Here is an 18,391-nt window from a genome sequence, read left to right as displayed (position 1 = left end):
CGTCATGTCCGCGCGGCGCCTTAGAAGGAGCCGTTGCGGTTGATCATCTCCAGGCAGGCCTTGTGCGAGCTGCCCTTGAAACGGACACAGAGCGTGCTGCCGCTCGGCTGCAACCCCGGGGCGGTGTGGCCGACGATCTGGCCGCCGGACCGCTTCGCCTTGAAGGAGTAGCTGTTCCCGCCGTCCGTAGTGGTGAGGTAGACGGTCGCGGACTGCCGGCTCTTGGGCGGGTTGGTCCAGGTCGCGGTGACGGTACCAGGCTGGGGCGTCCCGTCCGGGCCATCGGTCTTGATGCAGATCTGCGGCCCCGACCAGTCGTGGGTGCAGGAGGACGCGGCGGCGTGCGCGGCCGGGGTGGTGGCGACGGCGCTCAGCGCGATCGTGCCGGCGACGGTCAGTGCGCGGAGCAGCTTGGGACGGGTCATGTGTGGGGGGATTCCTCTCCTCGGAATACGGGCGGAAGACGCGAAAAATCCCGCCACGGATGGGGCGTGGCGGGCACCGCGTGCACGAAGTTGATCTTAGTCGGCACTCGAACTCATGTGCCATCGGGTTCTGTTGGGCGCCCACTCGCCCCCGCCGCACTCCCCGCCGCCTCCATGAGCGCGGCAGCGGCGGCACGGGCCTGCCGGGCGGCGGCGGGCTCACCCATGAGCGCGGCGCCGGCGATCGCCCCGTCGATCAGCAGCACCAACTGCCGGGCCGTCGCCTCCGGTTCGGCCACCGGCACCGCCCGCACCAGACCGGTCACATACCCCAGCAGCGCCTCCTTGTGCTCCCGCGCGACCCGGCCGACCCGGTCGGAGGTCGCCCCCAGCTCCCCGTACGCGTTGAGGAAGGCGCAGCCGCGGAAGCTCTCCTCCGCGAACCACTCGCCCAGCCAGTCGAAGACCGCCGGCGGCCGGTCCGCGGGGCCTTCGGCGTGCGCGTCGACGTACTCGGCGAGCGCGGTGCGCCAGCGGGTGTCGCGTCGGCGCAGATACGCCTCGACGAGGTCGTGCTTGGCGGGGAAGCACTGGTAGAGGCGCTTGAGCGACACCCCCGCGGCGGCGCGGAGTTCATCCATCCCCACGGACTGGATGCCGCGGTCGTAGAACAGCTTCTCCGCGGCGTCGAGTATCCGCGTACGGGCTTCGTCGAGGTCCATGGCACTTCCGGGGCTTTCCAGGAGAACGGTCGTTCTCTACACTAGCCGACCAAGGGAGAACGATCGTTCTCCACGCTTGAGAAAGGGAGTCCCGCATGGCGCCACGCGCACCCTTCCCCCCGTTCGACGAGCCGGGCGCACGGCAGAAGGTGCAGGCGGCCGAGGATGCCTGGAACACCCGCGACCCGGAGCGGGTCGCCCTCGCCTACACCGAGGACTCGGTCTGGCGGAACCGCGACACCTTCCTCACCGGCCGCGACGAGATCACCGCCTTCCTGCGCCGCAAGTGGGCCCGGGAGCTGGACTACGCCCTGCGCAAGGAGCTCTGGTCGTACAGCGGCAACCGGATCGCGGTGCGCTTCCAGTACGAGTGCCATGACGCGGCCGGGCAGTGCTGGCGCAGCTACGGCAACGAACTGTGGGAGTTCGACGCGGACGGGCTGATGCGGCGCCGGGAGGCCGGTATCCACGACGTCGCGATCACGGAGGCGGACCGGCGGATCTTCGGCTCCCGCCCAGAAGCGGAATGGGACCACCCGCTTCCGTTCCGCTGACCGCCCGGTGCCGGACAACTCCCCCCGGGTAAAGGCTTGGAGAAGCCACGAAACGTAGGCAAGGCGGAGGTTTCACCGCCCCTCGGGGCGGGAAGCAAGAAATCGACCGACCAATGGGCTGCCCATCCCTCCTCGGGGATGCGCGGCCCTCCGCGTTTTGCGACGCGGGATTTCTGTGGGTGTGGTGCCCGGAGCGGGATCTCTGGACGGCCCCCCACAGAAGGGGTCCACATGAGCACGAATCTCTTGACGCCGGCGCAGACTCTGCTGGAGCCGGCCGCCTCGCCCGTCCCGGTGCGGGCAACGGCCGTGCCCACGACGTTCCTGGCCGTCACGACGATCCCGGTCGGGACCAACCCGGTCGGGCTGGCGTTCATCCCCAACGGCGACCTCTACGTCGCCAACTCCGGGTCGAACAATGTGCAGACCATCGACACCGCCACGGACACCGTCATCGGCGCCGCGATCCCGACCGGCACCACGCCGGCCTGGCTGACCGTCGCCCCCAACGGCAACGCCTACGTCCCCAACAACATCTCCAACAACGTGACGGTGATCAACACCGCCACCAGCACCGTCCTCACCACGATCGCCCTCAGCGGCGGCCCCGCCGCGGCGGCTGTCATCCCCAGCGGCAACGTCTACGTCAGCCGCTTCGGGGCGAACAGCGTTCAGGAGATCGCCACCGCCACCAACACCGTCATCGGCGCCGCGATCCCCACCGGCAGCGGCCCGGTCGGGATCGCGGTCGCCCCCAACGGCAAGGCCTACGTCGCCAACCGGAACGGGAACAGCGTGACGGTGATCGACACCGCCACCGCCACCGTCGTCACCACGATCCCCGGTTTCAACCAGCCGAACTTCGTGGCGATCGGCCCCAGCGGGGATGCCTACGTCGCCAACATCGGGTCGAACAACGTGTCGGTGGTCAACACCACCACGGACACCATCGCCACCACCATCCCCGTCGGCACCAACCCCTGGGGCGTCACGGTCGGCCCCGACGGCAACGCCTACACGGCCAACCGCGGATCGAACAACGTGTCGGTGATCGATACCACCACCAACACCACCATCGGCGCCCCGATCCCCGTCGGCAGCCAGCCGATCGCTCTGGTGGTCGCGCCCAACAACAAGGTCTACGTCACCAACATCGCCGGGGCCAGTGTCAGCGTCATCCAGTTCGACCCGACGATCACCAGCATCACCCCCAACTCGGGGCCCGTCACGGGCGGCACGGTGGTGACGATCACCGGCACCAACCTGACCGGGGCCTCCGTCGACATCGGCGGCAATCCCGCCACCGGCGTGACCGTCAACTCCACCGGTACGCAGCTGACCGCGACCACTCCGCCCGGGGCGCCCGGCCCCGCGGACGTCACCGTCACCACCCCTGGTGGCAGCTTCACTCTGGTCGGCGGCTTCACCTACTTCCTCCCCGTCCACGCCACCTCGCTGACCGCGACCCCGGCGCTGACGAAGCTGTTCCCGCCGCACGTGTACTTCCCGTTCCTGACGGCCACGCTGATCGACCAGGTCACCGGCCTTCCGGTGCCCAACCAGCCGATCCTGTTCAAGGCCGGCAGCAACGTCCTGGGCATCGCCAACACCGACGCCCAGGGCGTCGCCCGGGTGAACGAGACGCTCACCCTGACGCTCATCCTCATCAACCACGGCTATGAGGTCAGCTTCGCCGGCGCGGTCACCCCGACGGCCATCCTGTCCCCGTCCAGCGACACGGCACCGGTCGTCGAGCCCTGATCCCGGCCGGTCACCGGCCTGATCGCACAGCGGCACGTACGGGAGCGCCCCCCGTATGTGTCCGCGCCGGTCCGGGCGCTGCTGCCGGTCAGGCGGGCTGCCGGGTCGGGAGGGTGGCCGGGTCGGGAGGGCCGTTCCGGGACGGCAGGGCCCCGGGGTCGGCAGGGCCACACCCCGGTTTTCCGTGTGCTCCGCGGGCAGGGGCACACGGAATCGTCGCGCCACCGGGACGTTCAGGCGCGTGGCCCCGTTACCCGCTTCTCACTACCTCGCCCACGACGGCCAGCCCCCGCGTGATCTCGTCCCGGGTGCGGGCGGCGTAGCCGAGCACCAGGCCCGGCGGGGACGGGCGCTGGCAGTGCCAGGAGAGGGGGTGGACCTTGACGCCGTGGGCGAGCGCGGCCGCGGCCAGCTCCGTATCGGAGCCCCGGTAGTCGTCCGGTCCGAAGGTGAGCGTCAGATGCAGACCCGCCGCGGCGCCGTGCACGGTCGCGCCCGGCAGATGTGCGCGGATCGCCGCGATCATGGCGTCCCGTCGGCGGCGATGGCGGCGGCGCAACAACCGCAGACGGCGCTCCAGTTCGCCGGACTCCATCAGCCGGGCCAGGACCAGCTGGGGCAGCGTGGCGTTGCCGAGATCGGCAAACCGCCTGGCGTCGATCAGCGCCTGCCGATACTTGGGCGGCGGCAGCAGCCAACCCACCCGTAGGGCGGGGGCCAGCAGCTTGGAGACGCTGCCGGCGTAACAGACCTGCTCGGGGAGGAGCGAGCGCAGGGCGGGGACCGGCGCTCGGTCGTAGCGGTGCTCGGCGTCGTAGTCGTCCTCGATGATCAGGCCGCCGTCGGCCGCCCAGCGCATCAGCTCCCGGCGGCGTGCGCCACCGAGCACCACCCCGGTCGGGAACTGGTGCGCCGGAGTCAGCAGCACGGCCCGTGCGCCGCTCGCCCGCAGTGCGTCGACGCGTATCCCGTCGCCGTCCACCGGGACCGGCGGCGTCGCCATCCGCCAGTACTGGAGATGCTGCCGTGCGCCCAGCGCCCCGGGGTCCTCCACCGCGATCTCCGGAACGCCGTCCCGGTGCAGCACCTCGGCGATCAGACCGAGCGCCTGCGCGGTACCGGCGACGATCAGCACCTCGTCCGGGTCCGCCCTGATCCCGCGGTTGCGGGCCAGCCAGTCGACGACCGCCCGGCGCAGCGCGGCGGTGCCACGGGGGTCGCCGTATCCGAAGTCGGCGGACGGGAGGTCCGCCAGCACCGCGCGTTCGGCGCGCAGCCAGGCCGCGCGGGGGAAGGCGGCCAGATCCGGCACGCCGGGTGCGAGGTCGATCCGTGCGGGTGCGGTGCGCAGCTCGTCGAAGATCTCCGGGCCCGGCGGCGCGGCGAACGGAGCGGGCGGCCGGTGCGCGCGGGGCGTCCCTTCCGTGGACCTCGCGTCGGCCGCCACGGGCGCGGCGACGACGACCGTGCCGCCCCTCCCCCGCCCGGCGAGCTGCCCGTCCTCGATCAGCCGCTGATACGCCTCGGTGACCACACCCCGCGATACCCGCAGCTCGGCGGCGAGCGTCCGGGTCGCGGGCAGTCTGCTCCCGACCGGCAGCCGGCCGTCCGCGACGGCCCGCCGCAACTCCCGTGCCAGCCAGTCCGACCGGCCACCCACGGGCGCGTCGTCGAGATTCAGCTGAAGGAAGTCGGACGAACCGGAGGCGGCGGGCACGCGACGGGACGGCGAGGCCGGCGGCGAGGGGGATGGCGGAGCCGGGGATGCGGGGGACGGACGGGGGGCCGGGGCCGGGGCCGGCGAGGCGGTTATGGACCGGTTGGCAGGGTGCTCTTTGGACCTGTGCACCGGGCCATTGTCGCGGCACGGTGAAGGCATGAAGACGAACACGGCCTATGTGCACGGCTATTCACCGCAGGAAGCACGCCGTCTCGGCGACCAGGCGGACACACTGGCCGCGTTGCTGCACGCGGGTACGGCGTACGCCGCCGGCAGCCGGGTACTGGAGGTCGGCTGCGGGGTGGGCGCGCAGACCGTGCATCTGGCCAGGAACAGTCCGGGGGCACGGATCGTCGCGATCGACCGGTCCGCGGAGTCCCTGGCGCAGGCCCGCGCCCATGTGACGGCGCAGGAGCCCGGCGCCGACGTGGAGTGGCGGACCGCCGACCTCCTCCATCTCCCCTTCGGCCCGGCCGAGTTCGACCATGTCTTCGCCTGCTTCGTGCTGGAGCACCTGCCTGACCCGGACCAGGCACTGGCCGCGCTGCGACGCGTCCTGCGCCCCGGCGGCACCCTGACCGTGATCGAAGGTGACCACGGCTCGGTGGTCCTCCACCCGGACAGCGTCCACGCCCATGAAGTGATCGGCCACCAGGTACGGCTACAGGCCGCGGCCGGCGGAAACGCGCTGCTCGGACGGGCGTTGCAGCCACTGCTCAGCGGCGCCGGATTCGACCAGGTGGTGGTCCGGCCGCGGACGGCCTACGCCGACGCCACCCGCCCCGCGCTGGTGGACGGCCTCACCCGGAAGACCTTCATCGCCATGGTGGAGGCGGTCCGCCACAAAGCGGTGAGCACCGGCCTGACCACCGCCGCCGACTGGGACCGAGGCATCGCCGACCTACGACTGACCGCAAACGAGGGCGGAACCTTCCACTACACCTTCTTCAAGGGGGTGGGGGTCAACCCGTAAGGGTGGGGTGGCGCCGGGGCGCAGGGGGGTGGGACGTGGCGGGGGCGCCGGGGCGGCGCCTGCTGGGGCCGCCGACGGGCAGGAGCTGGGCCCACCAGGGCCGGAGCCCGCCGAGACCAGCACCCACCAAGGCCGACGCCGACCACACCCGACGGCCGGGCAGCGCTTCCCCTGCCCCCTCCCCCTCTCCCCCTTCGGGGGAGGGGGCGGGGAAGTTTCCTCAGCCGATTTCCCCAACTCCTTGGCAGGAAAGGACAGTCGGCGTATCTTGGAATAACCGTTCCAAGATACGTGAGCGGGACCGACCGACCCTGCCTTCCATCCTCCGGTGACGGCGAAACGAGCAGCACAGCCATGCCCGACATCAAGCACTTCAACCCCGAGCTCGTGCTCGACGAAGCGATCCAGGTCTTCTGGCGCCACGGCCTGCCGACGACCGGCATCCAGGCCCTGGTGAGCGCGACCGGACTGAGCCGCTCCAGCCTCTATGCCACCTTCGGCAACAAGGACGGTCTCTATGCCGCGGCGCTGGACCGCTATATAGCGCAGTACTCGACACCGGCCTTCGCCCAGCTGTCGCAGGCCGCCGCGGGGCTGACCTCTATAGAGGAGTTCTTCGCCGGGCTGATCGAGGTGCGCTGTTCCGGCCCGGTCGCCGGCTGGGGCTGCATGGTCACCAACGCCTACGCCGGCCCGGAGTGCACCGACACCGGCATCCGCACGCTGCTCGAAGACCACCACCACATGCTCCAGTCAGCCATGCGCGCGGCCCTGGCCAACGCCGCTGACCTGGGGCAACTCCAGCCGTACTGCGATCTCGACGCCTCCGCCGCGGTGCTGGCGACCCTGGCGTACGGCGTCAATCTGCGCTCCCGTGCCGGTGCCGACGCCCAGTCGCTGACCGACACGGTGGCCGCTGCCCTCGCGCCCCTGCGCGCCTCTCTCTCACCTCAGGAGCAACCCCCGCAATGAACTACGCCGACGGACTCACCGCCTTTCTGCGCGAGCACTACCCCCACATCGAGATCCCTGACGCCGAGCGCGCGGTGATGGACCGGGCCGGCCGTGAGCTCGCCGCCTCCGGACTGGCCGAGCGCGCCCTGCGGACCGGAGACACCGCCCCGGGCTTCAGCCTCCCCACCTCGACCGGTCGCACCGTCACGCTGGACGGTCTGCTGTCGGCGGGCCCGGTCGTGCTCACCTTCTACCGGGGCGCCTGGTGCCCCTTCTGCAACTTCGCCCTGCGTGTCCTCCAGCAGCACCACGCCGACATCACCGCCCGCGGCGCCCAGTTGGTGGCCATCTCGCCGCAGATCCCCGACGAGTCCCTGACCCTCACCGAAAAGCACTCGCTCGCCTTCGACGTCCTCAGCGACCTCGGCTCGGACACCGCCAAGCAGTTCGGCATCAGCTTCGACCTGCCCGATGACCTGGCCGTCGTCTACGAGTCCTTCGGCTTCGACCTCCAGCGGGTCAACGGCGGACATCCACGCACCCTGCCCGTTCCCGCCACCTACGTCATAGACCGGGACGGCACCATCCGCTGGTCCTTCCTCGACACCGACTACACCGCCCGCGCCGAGCCGTCCGACATCCTGTCCGCCCTCGACACCCTGCCCACGGCGCACTGAATCCTCCGCACCGACCCGTACCGATCCGAACCGAATCGAATCGATGGCAGCTCGGTCGGGCGAGAATTCCGCACCGCATTCGGCATTCGGTTCCCTTCTTTGCGAGAAATTGACGGGCCCGAACCGATAACCCAACTCGCCGCCCTCCCCCCATAGGACGCCGCGCACCGGAGCGCTAAGGTCGGATTTCCAGGAACGTTTACGGGGGAGGGCAGCCGCCGATGGCGCAGGACGATGCCGTGATCGGCTGTACGGGAGTGCTTCTGATCGGCACTCGTGGGGCTGCCGGTCCCGGTGAGGTTCTGGTGCGGATCAGGGGCGGCTCCGAGACCTTTCTCGCCTGGTCCGCCGAGCCCCTTCCGGTAGGGGCGACCGTGCTCGTCATCGAGTCCCGTGGCAGTCGCCAGGTCGACGTCATGGAGTGGGCCGATCCGTTGGACGCGTTGACCGGCGGTGCCGGCGACGCAGGCTGAGGAGACAAAGGATGTTCGGTTACCGCGTTCCTGCCCCCGATCAAGCCATGCTGATTTCGGGCGGCAGGCGTGGACAAGGGGGCGCACCATTCCGAGTGGTCACCGGGCACGGCAAGTTCGTGCTGCCGGTCTTTCGCAAGGTCCGCTTTCTGACCCTGGCGATGTGTGAGGCGGAGGTCGCCGAGACCTGTGTGACCCGGCAGGGCATCGCTCTGACGGTCCGCGCCGTGATCGCGTTCAAGGTCGGCAACGACACCGAGAGCGTGGTCAATGCCGGTCAGCGCTTCCTGTCCGACCAGGACCAGATGTCGGTACTGACCGGCCGGATCTTCGCCGGTCATCTGCGCTCCATCATCGGTTCGATGACGGTCGAGGAGATCGTCACCGAGCGGCAGAAGCTGGCCACCGAGGTCCTGGAGACGTCCAAGACCGAGATGGCGAAGATCGGGCTGATCGTCGACTCGTTGCAGATCCAGTCGATCGACGACGGCGAGACCGGCTACATCGAGGCGATGTCCGCCCCGCACAAGGCCGCCATCCAGCGGCAGGCACAGATCGCCCAGGCCCAGGCCACCCAGGCTTCGGTCGAGGCGCAGCAGGAGGCCGCGCGTAATCAGGCCGAGTACTCCCGGCAGACCGCCGTGGTCCAGGCCGAGTACAACGCCGAGGTGGACCGCGCCCAGGCCCACGCCGCCCAGGCCGGCCCGCTCGCCCAGGCCCACGCCCAGCAGGAAGTCCTCGCCGCGCAGACCGAACTCGCCGAGCGCGCCGCCCGGTTGCGGCAGCAGGAGCTGGTGGCCGAGGTGGTCAAGCCCGCCGAGGCGGAGGCCGAGCGCATCCGCCTGCTGGCGCTGGCCGAGGCCGAGCGGATGAAGATCCAGGCCGAGGCCGCCGCCTCGCACGACCGGGTGGCCCTCGACCGGATGCTCATCGACCAGCTCCCGCAGATCGTCAAGGAAGCCTCCGCGGGCCTGGCCAACGCCAACGTCAATGTCCTCAACGGCACCGACGGCCTCGGCGAGATCGCCGCCGGCCTGGTCGGCCAGGGCCTGACAATCCTCGACTCGGTCCGCCGCAACCTCGGCACCCCCGACGGGCAGGACTCCGACGCCGACAAGAACGGCGGCTCCGGAGCGCCCAACGGCCACAGCGGCCGGGTCGAGATCGAGTAGCAGCGAGGGGAAGAAAGAGGGGGAAGAAAAAGGGGGCGGGGTCGGAAACCGAGTCAGGAGCAAGAGACGGACGGGCGGAGTCGGAGGCCGGCAGAGGCCCCTCACACCCCCTGCCCCCTCACCTCACATCCCCCGCCCCCGCTGTCGTTCCTCGTCCGTGTGTTTCCGGCGGGCGTAGGCCACCAGGTGGTTGAGCACGGCGACGGTGGTGGCGATGTCGGTGTCGTCGAATCCGGCGAGGGCCTCGTGGAGGCCGGCTTGGCTGGTTTGTTGCAGACGGTTGAGGACGGCCTTGCCATGGGGGGTGATGGCCACCTTGCGGGCGCGGCGGTCGAGGGAGTCCGGGGTCCGTTCTACCAGGTCCTGGGACTCCAACTGGCTGATCTGGCGGGTGACATGCGGCGGCTCGACCATCAGCAGGGCGGCCAGATCACCGACCCTGCTGATGCCTCCGCTGTCCTCCAGGGCCATCAGCAGCCACAGATCGGAGCGTGCCGCGGTGACGCCCGCCTCGGCCGCCTGGCGTTCGTGCGCCCGGGAGCGGGTGAGCAGGTAGGACAGCGTGGCCAGCACTCTTTGCAGTGCGACGGTGGGGTCCTGGTCTCTTCCGGGGTCCGGCATGCAGGCACTTTAGCGGCCCGCACGGCGCGGCGATCCGCCCCGTGACCTGCCCGTTTCGTTTGGGCGTCCGCTGGGTTTGAGCCAACCTCGTGCGCGCCACGTTCTCCCCTTCCCGCCCCCTCCGAGAGTGGGTTAGCGTGGAACAACTTAGTTGCTTAAGTTAGGTAACTAGCTGTCGCCGACAGTGATCGCCGCCGGTCACCGCGGCCGCCGAGCCGGCCGCCGAGTTCGTATGTCCCGTCAAGGAGTGGCGCCACCCGCACCGTTCGCCACGGCACTGCCGTGTCCCGATCGTGGAAGGACCAGCCGAATGACGACTACAGAACGCATCGAGAGGGAGCAGGACGCCGGACGAGGCACCGGACCAGGCACTGGACCGGACGCCGGACCGGCCACCCGAGCGGACACCGATCGCTCCCCCATCGCCGTCCCCGCCGCACGGGCCACCGGCTGCCCCTTCGACCCGGCGCCCGAGATCGCACGGGCCCACCGGGAGGAGCCCGTCACCCGGGCCACCCTCTGGGACGGCACCTCCTGTTGGCTGGTGACCCGGCATCAGGACGTACGGGAGGTGCTCAGCGATCCGCGGTTCAGTGCCGATGCGACCCGCCCGGGATTCCCGTTCCTCACCGCCGGCGGACGTGAATTCGCCACCGGCAACCCGTCGTTCATCCGCCAGGACGACCCCGAGCACGCCCGGCTGCGCCGGATGCTCACCGCCGACTTCATGGTGAAGAAGATGGAGGCGATGCGCCCCGAGGTGCAGCGCCTCGCCGACGGGCTGCTGGACCGGATGACCGAGGGGCGGCATGCCGCCGACCTGGTCGCGGAGTTCGCGCTGCCGCTGCCGTCCCTGGTGATCTGTCTGCTGCTCGGCGTCCCCTACGACGATCACGAGTTCTTCCAGAAGCACAGCAGCGTGCTGCTCAACCTGCGGTCGACGGCCGAGCAGGTGCGCGGCGCGCAGGAGGAGTTGCAGGACTTCCTCATCCGACTCGCCGATTCCAAACGGCGTGCGCCCGATGACGGCATCATCAGCCGGCTGGTCGCCCGCGGCGAACTCGACAATGCGGCCATCGCCGCCATGGGACGGCTGTTACTGGTCGCGGGCCACGAGACCACCGCCAACATGACCGCACTGTCCACCCTCACCCTGCTGCGCAACCCCGGCCAGCTGGCGCGGCTGCGCGCGGATCCGTCGCTCATCAAGGGGGCCGTCGAGGAGCTGCTGCGCTATCTGACGATCGTCCACAACGGTCTCCCGCGGATCGCCGACGAGGACGTCATCATCGGCGGCCGCACCATCCGCGCGGGCGAGGGCGTGCTGTGTGTGCTCAACACCGCCAACCGCGACGAGGAGATCTTCCCCGGAGGCGCCGCACTCGACGTCGGCCGCGATGCCCGCCGTCATGTCGCCTTCGGCTTCGGCGTCCATCAGTGCCTGGGCCAGCCGCTCGCCCGGGTGGAACTCCAGATCGCCCTCGAAACCCTGCTGCGCCGGCTGCCCGGTCTGCGGCTCGACCTTCCCTTCGAGGACATCCCGTTCCGTCATGACATGGGGATTTACGGGGTGCACGCGCTGCCCGTCGCGTGGTGAGCACCCGCGCCCGGCAGCGCCGCCCCCGCCCTTCCCGTCTTCCCGGCCCTTCCCGCCATTCCGGGCCTTCCCGTCAACCCGCTCCAGCCCTCATGCCGTTCCAGCCCCCATCCCATTTCCAGCCCCCATCCCGCTTCCAGCCCGTCCGTCCACGGCCGTCACGGGCCGGGCGGCCCCACTTGGAGAGAGCCATGCGCGTACACATTGACCAGGACAAGTGCTGCGGTGCCGGAAGCTGTGTGCTGGCCGCGCCGGAGGTGTTCGACCAGCGCGAGGAGGACGGCATCGTGCTGCTGCTCGACGCCGAACCGCCGGCCGCACTGCACGACGCGGTCCACGAGGCGGCGGCCATCTGCCCGGCTGCGGCGATCACGGTGGAACAGGCGTAGCGGCCCCACTCCCCGGGCCCGCCCCGGCATCGGCCTCTTTCGGATCGGCGGCCACCCGTCCGAAAGGGGCCACCCGTCCGGCAGAGGTCACCCGGCCGAAAGAGGTCACCCGGCCGAACCGTCCTACGCCTGGGGCGCCAGCCCGGCCTCGACCAGCCCGGCCAGCACCGCCTCGCCCAGCGCATGCACCGCGGACTGCGGGCGCACCATCACCGTGAACTCCTTGATCCGGCCCGCCCCGTCGAACTGGATCAGGTCCATGCCATGGATCTCCTTGCCGTTCACGGTGGCCCGGAAGATCAGGACGGTGGAGTCGGCAGAGCCGCCGTCCGGGCCCGCCGCCGTCTGTGCGCTGCCCGTCAGCTCGCCGACGTAGCGGAAGTCCTCGAAGGTGCGCAGCAGCACCCCGAACAGCCCGAGCACCATCGGCCGCCCCTCGAAGGGCGTGAACTTCACCGGGCTGTAGAGGCGGACGTCCTCGGTGAACAGCTCCTCCACCGCGTCGAGTTCCTTTGCCTCCACCGCCGCCTTGAAGCGGTCCGTGGTCGTCCCCATGACTCTTCCTCCTCGCCTCGGCCGGGCAGTGGTCGAGCGGCCTCGGCCCATACCCCGGCCGCGGCGGTGGAACCGACCCCGCCCTCATAGTCGCGACTATGATTAGTCATATTCTTGAGTATGGGAAGGGTGGCCCGTGCCCGGGCATGACTCTCAGGCTCCCGCCCCGCCCCGCCCCACCCCGCCCCGAACAACCACCGACGGATCGTTTCGCCGCAACTCCTTCGTGTGACGACGCACATCACCGGGCGGAAGGCCGGGAAGCACACATTCCGCACAGAACCGGAACGGAAGGAATGTCTGTATGCGACTTCGTCACACCGCCGCCCTCGCCGTCAGCGCGCTCGCGCTCACCCTGTCCCTGCCCGCCTCCCCGGCGGGCGCGGCCACCGGCCCCTTCACCTACGTCTACACCGACCAGACCGGCACTCCGCATGTGGGGCTGCTGCCCGACCCGGTGAGCCGGGTGTGCATCACGCTGCCCGAGGTGGCCGACCCGGCCGCACTGCCCGCGCACACCCCGAAGAACTACACCGCGTCCGTCGCCACGCTGTTCACGGGCGTCGACTGCACCGGCGACTACTTCACCCTCCGGCCGAACGGCGGTCATGGCTCGGAGCGGCTGAAGGTCCGTTCGGTGGTCTTCGCCTGATCCGACGCCGGCCGCCGGAGCGCTTCGGCCACGACCGGCGGCCGCCCCCGGCCGCCCCCGGAGGGTGGTTCCGTCAGTACTAGGCACGCCCTGCATATGTTGAAGGGGGCACTGGTCCGGGCAAGCGGAGCGACGCATTCTCGATGGCATGACGCACACCTCTGTCTTCGCGTACGCCGCACCCGCCCCGAAAGCACCGCTGGAGCGGACCACGATTCCGCGCCGCGAGCTGGGTGCCCACGACATTCTGATCGACATCAAGTACGCCGGTATCTGCCACTCCGACATCCACACCGTGCGCGCCGAGTGGGGCGACGGCGGGGCGTTCCCGATCGTCCCCGGCCATGAGATCGCCGGTGTGGTCACCGAGGTCGGCCCCGAGGTCACCCGCTACCGGGCGGGCGACCGGGTCGGCGTCGGCTGCTTCGTCGACTCCTGCCGGGAGTGCCCGAACTGCCGTGCCGGGCTTCAGCAGTACTGCACCGGCGAGCTCGGCAACGTCGGCACGTACAACGCCACGGACCGGGACGGCGCGACCACCTACGGCGGCTACTCGACCCATATCGTCGTCGACGAGAACTACGCCCTGCGGATCCCCGAGGGCATCCCGCTGGACGCCGCGGCCCCGCTGCTGTGCGCCGGCATCACCCTCTACTCTCCGCTCGCCCACTGGCAGGCCGGCCCCGGCAAGAAGGTCGCGATCGTCGGCCTGGGCGGTCTCGGCCACATGGGCGTGAAGATCGCGCATGCGATGGGCGCGGAGGTCACCGTGCTGAGCCAGTCGCTGCGCAAGAAGGACGACGGGCTGCGGCTGGGCGCGGACCACTACTACGCGACGTCCGACCCGGCGACCTTCGAGGCGCTGGCCGGCACCTTCGACCTGATCGTCAACACCGTATCGGCGAACCTGGATCTGAACGCCTACCTCGGGCTGCTGCGCACCGGGGGCACGCTGGTGCAGGTCGGCGCGCCGGAGAGCCCGCTGCCGGTCGCGCCGTTCGCGCTGATACCGCAGCGCAAGTCGATCGCCGGCTCGATGATCGGTGGCATCCCGGAGACCCAGGAGATGCTCGACTTCTGCGGGGAGCACGGGCTGGCCGCGGACATCGAGGTGATCGCCGCGGACCGGATCAACGAGGCGTACGAGCGGGTCATGGCGAGCGATGTGCGCTACCGCTTCGTGATCGACACCGCCACAATCTGATCCCGTCGGGGACCGTCCCGTAATCCCGTCGGGGACCGTCCCACCCAGGCGCCGATCCGCCCGGGGCGGCCTGCCGCAGGCCACCCCGGGCGGTCACGTGCGGGGCCGTCGGTGGCGTGCCGTCCCGCACACTCCGGTAACCCTAATTGAAAATGGCACCCATTTCCATATAGCCTCCCGACGACGTCCGCCGGCGCCCCCTGCCGGTACCCGCCCGTCCCGTAGGAGGCTCACCCCATGGCCGTGCCCAAGCGCAAGCTCTCCCGCAGCAACACCCGCCACCGCCGGGCCCAGTGGAAGGCCAGCACACCGCAGTTGGTGCCGGTCACCGTCGACGGCTCCGTGTACCAGGTGCCGCGCCGCCTGGCGAAGGCCTACCGGCTCGGCCTGATCGACCCGAAGGGCTGACGGCCGTGGCGCACCCCCGGCTGCCCGTCACCGTCCTCTCCGGTTTCCTCGGCGCCGGCAAGACGACCCTGCTCAACCACGTCCTGGGCAACCGGGAGGGCCTGCGCGTCGCCGTCATCGTCAATGACATGAGCGAAATCAACATCGACGCCGCCCTGGTGCGCGGGGGCGACGCGGCGCTGTCCCGTACGGAGGAGCGGCTCGTCGAGATGACCAACGGGTGCATCTGCTGCACCCTGCGCGACGATCTGCTGGAGGAGGTCGACCGGCTGGCCCGCGAGGGGCGCTTCGACTATCTGCTGATCGAGTCCAGCGGCATCTCCGAACCGATGCCGGTCGCCGCGACCTTCGCCTTTGCGCGCGACGACGGCGCCACGCTCGGCGAGCTCGCGCGCCTGGACACCATGGTCACCGTCGTCGACGCCGCCCATTTCCTCCCCGAACTCACCGGCGGCGACGGCCTCGCCGAACGCGGCCTGGACCAGTACGAGGACGACGAGCGCACGGTCAGCGATCTCCTCATGGACCAGATCGAGTTCGCCGACGTCCTCGTGCTCAACAAGATCGACCTGGTCGACGCCGGAACCGCGGAACGCCTGCGGGCGACGCTGGCCCGGCTCAACCCGGCCGCCCGTATCGTCCCGGCCCGGCACGGCGCGGTGCCGCCCGCCGAGGTGCTGGGCACCGGCCGCTTCGACCTGGAGCGTGCCCAGCAGGCGCCGGGCTGGGTCCGGGAACTCAACGGCGACCATGTCCCGGAGACCGAGGAGTACGGCATCTCCAGCACCGTGTTCCGTGCCGAGCGCCCCTTCCACCCGGCCCGCCTCTGGCACTTCGTCACCGAGCAGCTCGACAGCGGCGCCTTCGGCGGCGTCCTGCGCTCCAAGGGCTTCTTCCGGCTCGCCACCCGTCCCGGCCTCACCGGGCTGTGGTCCCAGGCCGGTTCGGTCGCCCGCTTCGAGCCGTCGGGGGTGGACGAGGGGCGTACGGAGCCGGGTCCGGGGCGTGCTGCGGAGCCGGGCCCGGCCGGCCAGGAGCTGGTCTTCATCGGCACCGGTCTGCGCGCCGGGCCGCTGCACGCCACCCTGGCCGCCTGCCTCCTCGGCCCCCACGAGCCCGCGCCCACGGGGGCCGACGACCCGTTCCCGGCCTGGGGCGTGCACGGCATCGAGGATCGCTGCGACCACGAGGGCCCGGCGGACCACCCGGTCGTGCCGCTCGCCCCCTAACGCGGCCACGGCCCGGCTACGCCCCCCGCGTACGGGCACCGCCCGCCTACGGCACCGCGCCCACGGACACCTCCCGCTGCGCCCGCCGCATCGTCCGGGACGGCCACCAACTGGCCCGGCCCAGGAGGGTCAGCGCCGACGGCAGGATCACGACGCGGATCACGAAGGCGTCCAGCAGGACGGCGACCGCGAGGCTGAAGCCGATCTGCTTCATCTCCGCGAGGTGCAGGAACATGAAGGCCGCGAAGACCGTCACCATGACCGCCGCCGCGCTGGTGACGACCTTTGCGGAGGCCCCGACGCCGTGCAGCACGGCCTCCCGGGTCGGCACCCCGCGCAGCGCCGCTTCCCGGATCCGGCTGACGACGAAGATCTGGTAGTCCATCGACAGGCCGAAGAGGATCACGAACAGGAACAGCGGTACGCGGGAGCCGATGGCGCTGGTCGCCGCGGTGTCGAAGCCGAACAGCGTGCTGGCCAGGCCGTGTTGAAAGAAGACCACGACCAGCCCGAACGCCGCGGCCGCGGAGAGCAGATTGAGCGCGACCCCGAGCAGGCCGATGACGGCGGAGCGGAAGACCAGCGTGGTCACGAGGAAGGTCAGCAGCAGCAGGGCGCCGACGACCAGCGGCAGCTTGCCGTCCTGGTGGGCGAGGTAGTCGGTGTCGTGGGCGACATCGCCGCTGACCGCGAACTCCGCCCCGGGCACCGCGCCCACGGTGTCCGGCAGATAGTCCCGGCGGAGGCGGTCGAGGGAGGCGATCGCCTCGGGGGAGCTGACCTTGTGCGGCGTCGACAGCTCCATGGTGGTGGTGCGGTGGTCCCGCGAGGTCTTCACGAGCGGGGTGACGCCCTTGGCGTAGAGCGGATCGGAATGCGCCCGTGCGCTCAACTTCCGTAGTGCTGACGTTACTTCGGAGGATTCCGCGGCGGGCGCCCGGACCACGATCTGATGCTGGACGCGCAGCTCGGGGAAGGCCGTGGTGAGCCGGTCGTAGGTCTGGAGGGCGGGGATCTCGCGGGAGTGGCTGTCCTTGTTGAGGACGCGCAGCTGCATGCCCAGCGCGGGTGCGGCCAGCGCCAGCATCAGCAGGACGGACACGCACAGGGTGCGGGCCGGGTGCTCGGTCGCCGGACGCAGCAGGGCGCGCCAGAGGCGGCCGGTGCCCTCCGCGCGCTCCCGCCGTGCCGGACGGCTGCGGCCGGTCCGCTGCGCACGGCGGTCCGCGCGGCGTTCGGCGCGTTGGGCGATCTTGACGAGCAGTGCGGGCAGCGCCGTCAGCGAGCTGAGTACCGCGGCCAGCACGACGATGACGGTGCTGGTCGCGAGCGAGGAGAAGACCACATCGGTGGCCAGGTACAGGGTGGCGGTGGAGACGATCACCGCGAGGCCGGAGACCACGATCGCCCGGCCGGAGGTGGCGGCGGCCAGTTCCACCAGCGCCTCGGCGCCGAGCCGGCCGCCCGCGCGGGCCCGTTCCTCCCGTTCGCGCTTGAGGTAGAAGAGCGTGTAGTCGACGCCGACGGCCATGCCGATCAGCAGGATGATGTTGGCGCCCACCCCGGCGTCCGGCTGGAGGTGCGAGACCACCATCGACAGGCCCATGGCGGCCGCGATCGAGGTCAGCGCGAGCAGCAGCGGCACCGCCGCCATCAGCACGGACCCGAAGACGACCAGCAGCGTCAGCAGCGTGACCGGCAGTGCGATCGCCTCGGAGAGCGCCAGGTCCTGGCCGCGCTGGGTGTTGACGCCGACGCTGACCGACGGGCTGCCGGTCTCCGCCACCCGCAGCTCCGGGTGGTCGCGCTGGACCGCCGCGGTCCGCGCGGCGAGCGGCGCCACATGGTCCTTGGCGTCCGCCTCCGCGCCCTTCATGACCACCGCGACCCGCAGTGAACCCCCGTCGGCCGAACGGACCGGGGGCTCGACCCGCGCCACCTCGGGCAGCTGCCGCATCCGGGCGGTGAGGTCGCGGACGGCCGCGTCGGCGGCGGTCCGCTCCAGCGGGCCGGACCGGGCGGAGATCAGCACCTGTTCGACCGGCTCCCTATCCAGCCGGGCCTCGGCGGCCAGGGTTTCGGCGCGGCCCGCCTCGCCGACGCGGTAGTCCTCGCCGGTGGCGTTGTGGGTGCCCATCGCCAGGCCCACCCCCAGGCACAGCACCACGAACGCCAGCCATCCGGCCAGCGCGCGCCAGGGATGCCGTGCGCTCCAGACCGCCAACCGCACCGTGACCGGCCGTTTTTCTCTCGACTGCGGCTCCAACGGCCGTATTCGTACCGCCACGTTCACTTGCCCCGCCCC

The 18,391-nt window shown here is 70.9% G+C and carries 19 protein-coding genes; 13 read left to right on the top strand and 6 right to left on the bottom strand.

The window, feature by feature from the left end; genetic code table 11:
• Window positions 1-20 precede the first annotated feature (20 nt).
• Window positions 21-425: a hypothetical protein gene (locus AC3EUV_RS07535; protein ID WP_432140407.1), complete on the bottom strand. Its 405-nt coding sequence runs from the start codon at window positions 423-425 to the stop codon at window positions 21-23.
• A 113-nt stretch (window positions 426-538) separates the two neighbouring features.
• The gene (locus AC3EUV_RS07530) at window positions 539-1,147 is read right to left on the bottom strand and encodes a TetR/AcrR family transcriptional regulator (RefSeq protein ID WP_432140408.1); all 609 of its coding nucleotides are present in this window, start codon (window positions 1,145-1,147) and stop codon (window positions 539-541) included.
• Window positions 1,148-1,242: 95 nt separating this feature from the next.
• Between AC3EUV_RS07530 and AC3EUV_RS07525 the strand changes: the two genes are divergently transcribed.
• Together AC3EUV_RS07525 and AC3EUV_RS07520 are read left to right on the top strand one after the other, a co-directional pair.
• Window positions 1,243-1,701, top strand: coding sequence for a nuclear transport factor 2 family protein (locus AC3EUV_RS07525; protein ID WP_435602474.1), 459 nt, complete (start codon window positions 1,243-1,245; stop codon window positions 1,699-1,701).
• Window positions 1,702-1,932: 231 nt separating this feature from the next.
• The gene (locus tag AC3EUV_RS07520) at window positions 1,933-3,462 is read left to right on the top strand and encodes an IPT/TIG domain-containing protein (protein ID WP_435602473.1); all 1,530 of its coding nucleotides are present in this window, start codon (window positions 1,933-1,935) and stop codon (window positions 3,460-3,462) included.
• 250 nt (window positions 3,463-3,712) lie between these two features.
• Here AC3EUV_RS07520 and pdxR read toward each other — a convergent pair whose 3' ends face one another.
• Window positions 3,713-5,179, bottom strand: a complete 1,467-nt coding sequence (pdxR, locus tag AC3EUV_RS07515; RefSeq protein ID WP_432140411.1) for a MocR-like pyridoxine biosynthesis transcription factor PdxR — start codon at window positions 5,177-5,179, stop codon at window positions 3,713-3,715.
• A 160-nt stretch (window positions 5,180-5,339) separates the two neighbouring features.
• On the opposite strand from pdxR, the gene AC3EUV_RS07510 reads away from it, so the two are divergent.
• The 5 genes from AC3EUV_RS07510 (at window position 5,340) to AC3EUV_RS07490 (ending at window position 9,431) form a co-directional block, all read left to right on the top strand.
• Window positions 5,340-6,155, top strand: a complete 816-nt coding sequence (locus tag AC3EUV_RS07510) for a methyltransferase domain-containing protein (protein ID WP_435602472.1) — start codon at window positions 5,340-5,342, stop codon at window positions 6,153-6,155.
• Between the two features lie 354 nt (window positions 6,156-6,509).
• Window positions 6,510-7,127 carry a TetR/AcrR family transcriptional regulator gene (locus AC3EUV_RS07505; protein WP_432140413.1) on the top strand — a complete coding sequence of 206 codons (618 nt, stop codon included), beginning with the start codon at window positions 6,510-6,512 and terminating at the stop codon, window positions 7,125-7,127.
• A complete protein-coding gene (locus AC3EUV_RS07500; RefSeq protein ID WP_432140414.1) occupies window positions 7,124-7,786 on the top strand; it encodes a peroxiredoxin-like family protein in 663 nt (220 codons plus the stop codon). The genes AC3EUV_RS07505 and AC3EUV_RS07500 overlap by 4 nt, the downstream gene beginning before the upstream one ends.
• Before the next feature lie 221 nt (window positions 7,787-8,007).
• Entirely contained in the window at window positions 8,008-8,259 is a 252-nt protein-coding gene (locus AC3EUV_RS07495; protein WP_387245961.1) for a hypothetical protein, read from the top strand.
• Window positions 8,260-8,270: 11 nt separating this feature from the next.
• Window positions 8,271-9,431: a flotillin family protein gene (locus tag AC3EUV_RS07490; RefSeq protein WP_432140415.1), complete on the top strand. Its 1,161-nt coding sequence runs from the start codon at window positions 8,271-8,273 to the stop codon at window positions 9,429-9,431.
• A gap of 123 nt (window positions 9,432-9,554) precedes the next feature.
• Here AC3EUV_RS07490 and AC3EUV_RS07485 read toward each other — a convergent pair whose 3' ends face one another.
• Complete coding sequence (locus AC3EUV_RS07485; RefSeq protein WP_388189629.1) at window positions 9,555-10,052, bottom strand: MarR family winged helix-turn-helix transcriptional regulator; 498 nt, start codon at window positions 10,050-10,052, stop codon at window positions 9,555-9,557.
• 310 nt (window positions 10,053-10,362) lie between these two features.
• Between AC3EUV_RS07485 and AC3EUV_RS07480 the strand changes: the two genes are divergently transcribed.
• Both AC3EUV_RS07480 and AC3EUV_RS07475 read left to right on the top strand, forming a co-directional pair.
• Complete coding sequence (locus AC3EUV_RS07480; protein WP_435602470.1) at window positions 10,363-11,649, top strand: cytochrome P450; 1,287 nt, start codon at window positions 10,363-10,365, stop codon at window positions 11,647-11,649.
• Between the two features lie 191 nt (window positions 11,650-11,840).
• Entirely contained in the window at window positions 11,841-12,038 is a 198-nt protein-coding gene (locus AC3EUV_RS07475; protein WP_435602469.1) for a ferredoxin, read from the top strand.
• A 123-nt stretch (window positions 12,039-12,161) separates the two neighbouring features.
• Here AC3EUV_RS07475 and AC3EUV_RS07470 read toward each other — a convergent pair whose 3' ends face one another.
• Window positions 12,162-12,593: a nuclear transport factor 2 family protein gene (locus AC3EUV_RS07470; RefSeq protein ID WP_435602468.1), complete on the bottom strand. Its 432-nt coding sequence runs from the start codon at window positions 12,591-12,593 to the stop codon at window positions 12,162-12,164.
• 304 nt (window positions 12,594-12,897) lie between these two features.
• Between AC3EUV_RS07470 and AC3EUV_RS07465 the strand changes: the two genes are divergently transcribed.
• The 4 genes from AC3EUV_RS07465 to AC3EUV_RS07450 all read left to right on the top strand — a co-directional run bounded on the left by AC3EUV_RS07465 (window position 12,898) and on the right by AC3EUV_RS07450 (window position 16,086).
• A complete protein-coding gene (locus tag AC3EUV_RS07465) occupies window positions 12,898-13,245 on the top strand; it encodes a hypothetical protein (RefSeq protein ID WP_432140419.1) in 348 nt (115 codons plus the stop codon).
• Between the two features lie 148 nt (window positions 13,246-13,393).
• Entirely contained in the window at window positions 13,394-14,449 is a 1,056-nt protein-coding gene (locus AC3EUV_RS07460; RefSeq protein WP_435602467.1) for an NAD(P)-dependent alcohol dehydrogenase, read from the top strand.
• 237 nt (window positions 14,450-14,686) lie between these two features.
• Entirely contained in the window at window positions 14,687-14,857 is a 171-nt protein-coding gene (rpmF, locus tag AC3EUV_RS07455; protein WP_432140421.1) for a 50S ribosomal protein L32, read from the top strand.
• Window positions 14,858-14,862: 5 nt separating this feature from the next.
• The gene (locus tag AC3EUV_RS07450; protein WP_435602466.1) at window positions 14,863-16,086 is read left to right on the top strand and encodes a GTP-binding protein; all 1,224 of its coding nucleotides are present in this window, start codon (window positions 14,863-14,865) and stop codon (window positions 16,084-16,086) included.
• Window positions 16,087-16,132: 46 nt separating this feature from the next.
• Here the strand turns inward: AC3EUV_RS07450 and AC3EUV_RS07445 are convergent, their stop codons facing one another.
• The gene (locus tag AC3EUV_RS07445; RefSeq protein ID WP_435602586.1) at window positions 16,133-18,316 is read right to left on the bottom strand and encodes an MMPL family transporter; all 2,184 of its coding nucleotides are present in this window, start codon (window positions 18,314-18,316) and stop codon (window positions 16,133-16,135) included.
• Window positions 18,317-18,391: the final 75 nt, after the last annotated feature.

Source organism: Streptomyces sp. bgisy130, from assembly GCF_057708345.1.
Note: the sequence above shows the minus strand (reverse complement) of the source record. Positions and strands in the feature narration are given on the sequence as shown.

Excerpts from the sequence above, each read along its gene's own strand:
- AC3EUV_RS07535 (WP_432140407.1), bottom strand. The coding sequence starts at position 425 with ATGACCCGTCCCAAGCTGCTCCGCGCACTGACCGTCGCCGGCACGATC.
- AC3EUV_RS07530 (WP_432140408.1), bottom strand. The coding sequence starts at position 1,147 with ATGGACCTCGACGAAGCCCGTACGCGGATACTCGACGCCGCGGAGAAG.
- AC3EUV_RS07525 (WP_435602474.1), top strand. The coding sequence starts at position 1,243 with ATGGCGCCACGCGCACCCTTCCCCCCGTTCGACGAGCCGGGCGCACGG.
- AC3EUV_RS07520 (WP_435602473.1), top strand. The coding sequence starts at position 1,933 with ATGAGCACGAATCTCTTGACGCCGGCGCAGACTCTGCTGGAGCCGGCC.
- AC3EUV_RS07510 (WP_435602472.1), top strand. The coding sequence starts at position 5,340 with ATGAAGACGAACACGGCCTATGTGCACGGCTATTCACCGCAGGAAGCA.
- AC3EUV_RS07505 (WP_432140413.1), top strand. The coding sequence starts at position 6,510 with ATGCCCGACATCAAGCACTTCAACCCCGAGCTCGTGCTCGACGAAGCG.
- AC3EUV_RS07500 (WP_432140414.1), top strand. The coding sequence starts at position 7,124 with ATGAACTACGCCGACGGACTCACCGCCTTTCTGCGCGAGCACTACCCC.
- AC3EUV_RS07495 (WP_387245961.1), top strand. The coding sequence starts at position 8,008 with ATGGCGCAGGACGATGCCGTGATCGGCTGTACGGGAGTGCTTCTGATC.
- AC3EUV_RS07490 (WP_432140415.1), top strand. The coding sequence starts at position 8,271 with ATGTTCGGTTACCGCGTTCCTGCCCCCGATCAAGCCATGCTGATTTCG.
- AC3EUV_RS07485 (WP_388189629.1), bottom strand. The coding sequence starts at position 10,052 with ATGCCGGACCCCGGAAGAGACCAGGACCCCACCGTCGCACTGCAAAGA.
- AC3EUV_RS07480 (WP_435602470.1), top strand. The coding sequence starts at position 10,363 with ATGACGACTACAGAACGCATCGAGAGGGAGCAGGACGCCGGACGAGGC.
- AC3EUV_RS07475 (WP_435602469.1), top strand. The coding sequence starts at position 11,841 with ATGCGCGTACACATTGACCAGGACAAGTGCTGCGGTGCCGGAAGCTGT.
- AC3EUV_RS07470 (WP_435602468.1), bottom strand. The coding sequence starts at position 12,593 with ATGGGGACGACCACGGACCGCTTCAAGGCGGCGGTGGAGGCAAAGGAA.
- AC3EUV_RS07465 (WP_432140419.1), top strand. The coding sequence starts at position 12,898 with ATGCGACTTCGTCACACCGCCGCCCTCGCCGTCAGCGCGCTCGCGCTC.
- AC3EUV_RS07460 (WP_435602467.1), top strand. The coding sequence starts at position 13,394 with ATGACGCACACCTCTGTCTTCGCGTACGCCGCACCCGCCCCGAAAGCA.
- rpmF (WP_432140421.1), top strand. The coding sequence starts at position 14,687 with ATGGCCGTGCCCAAGCGCAAGCTCTCCCGCAGCAACACCCGCCACCGC.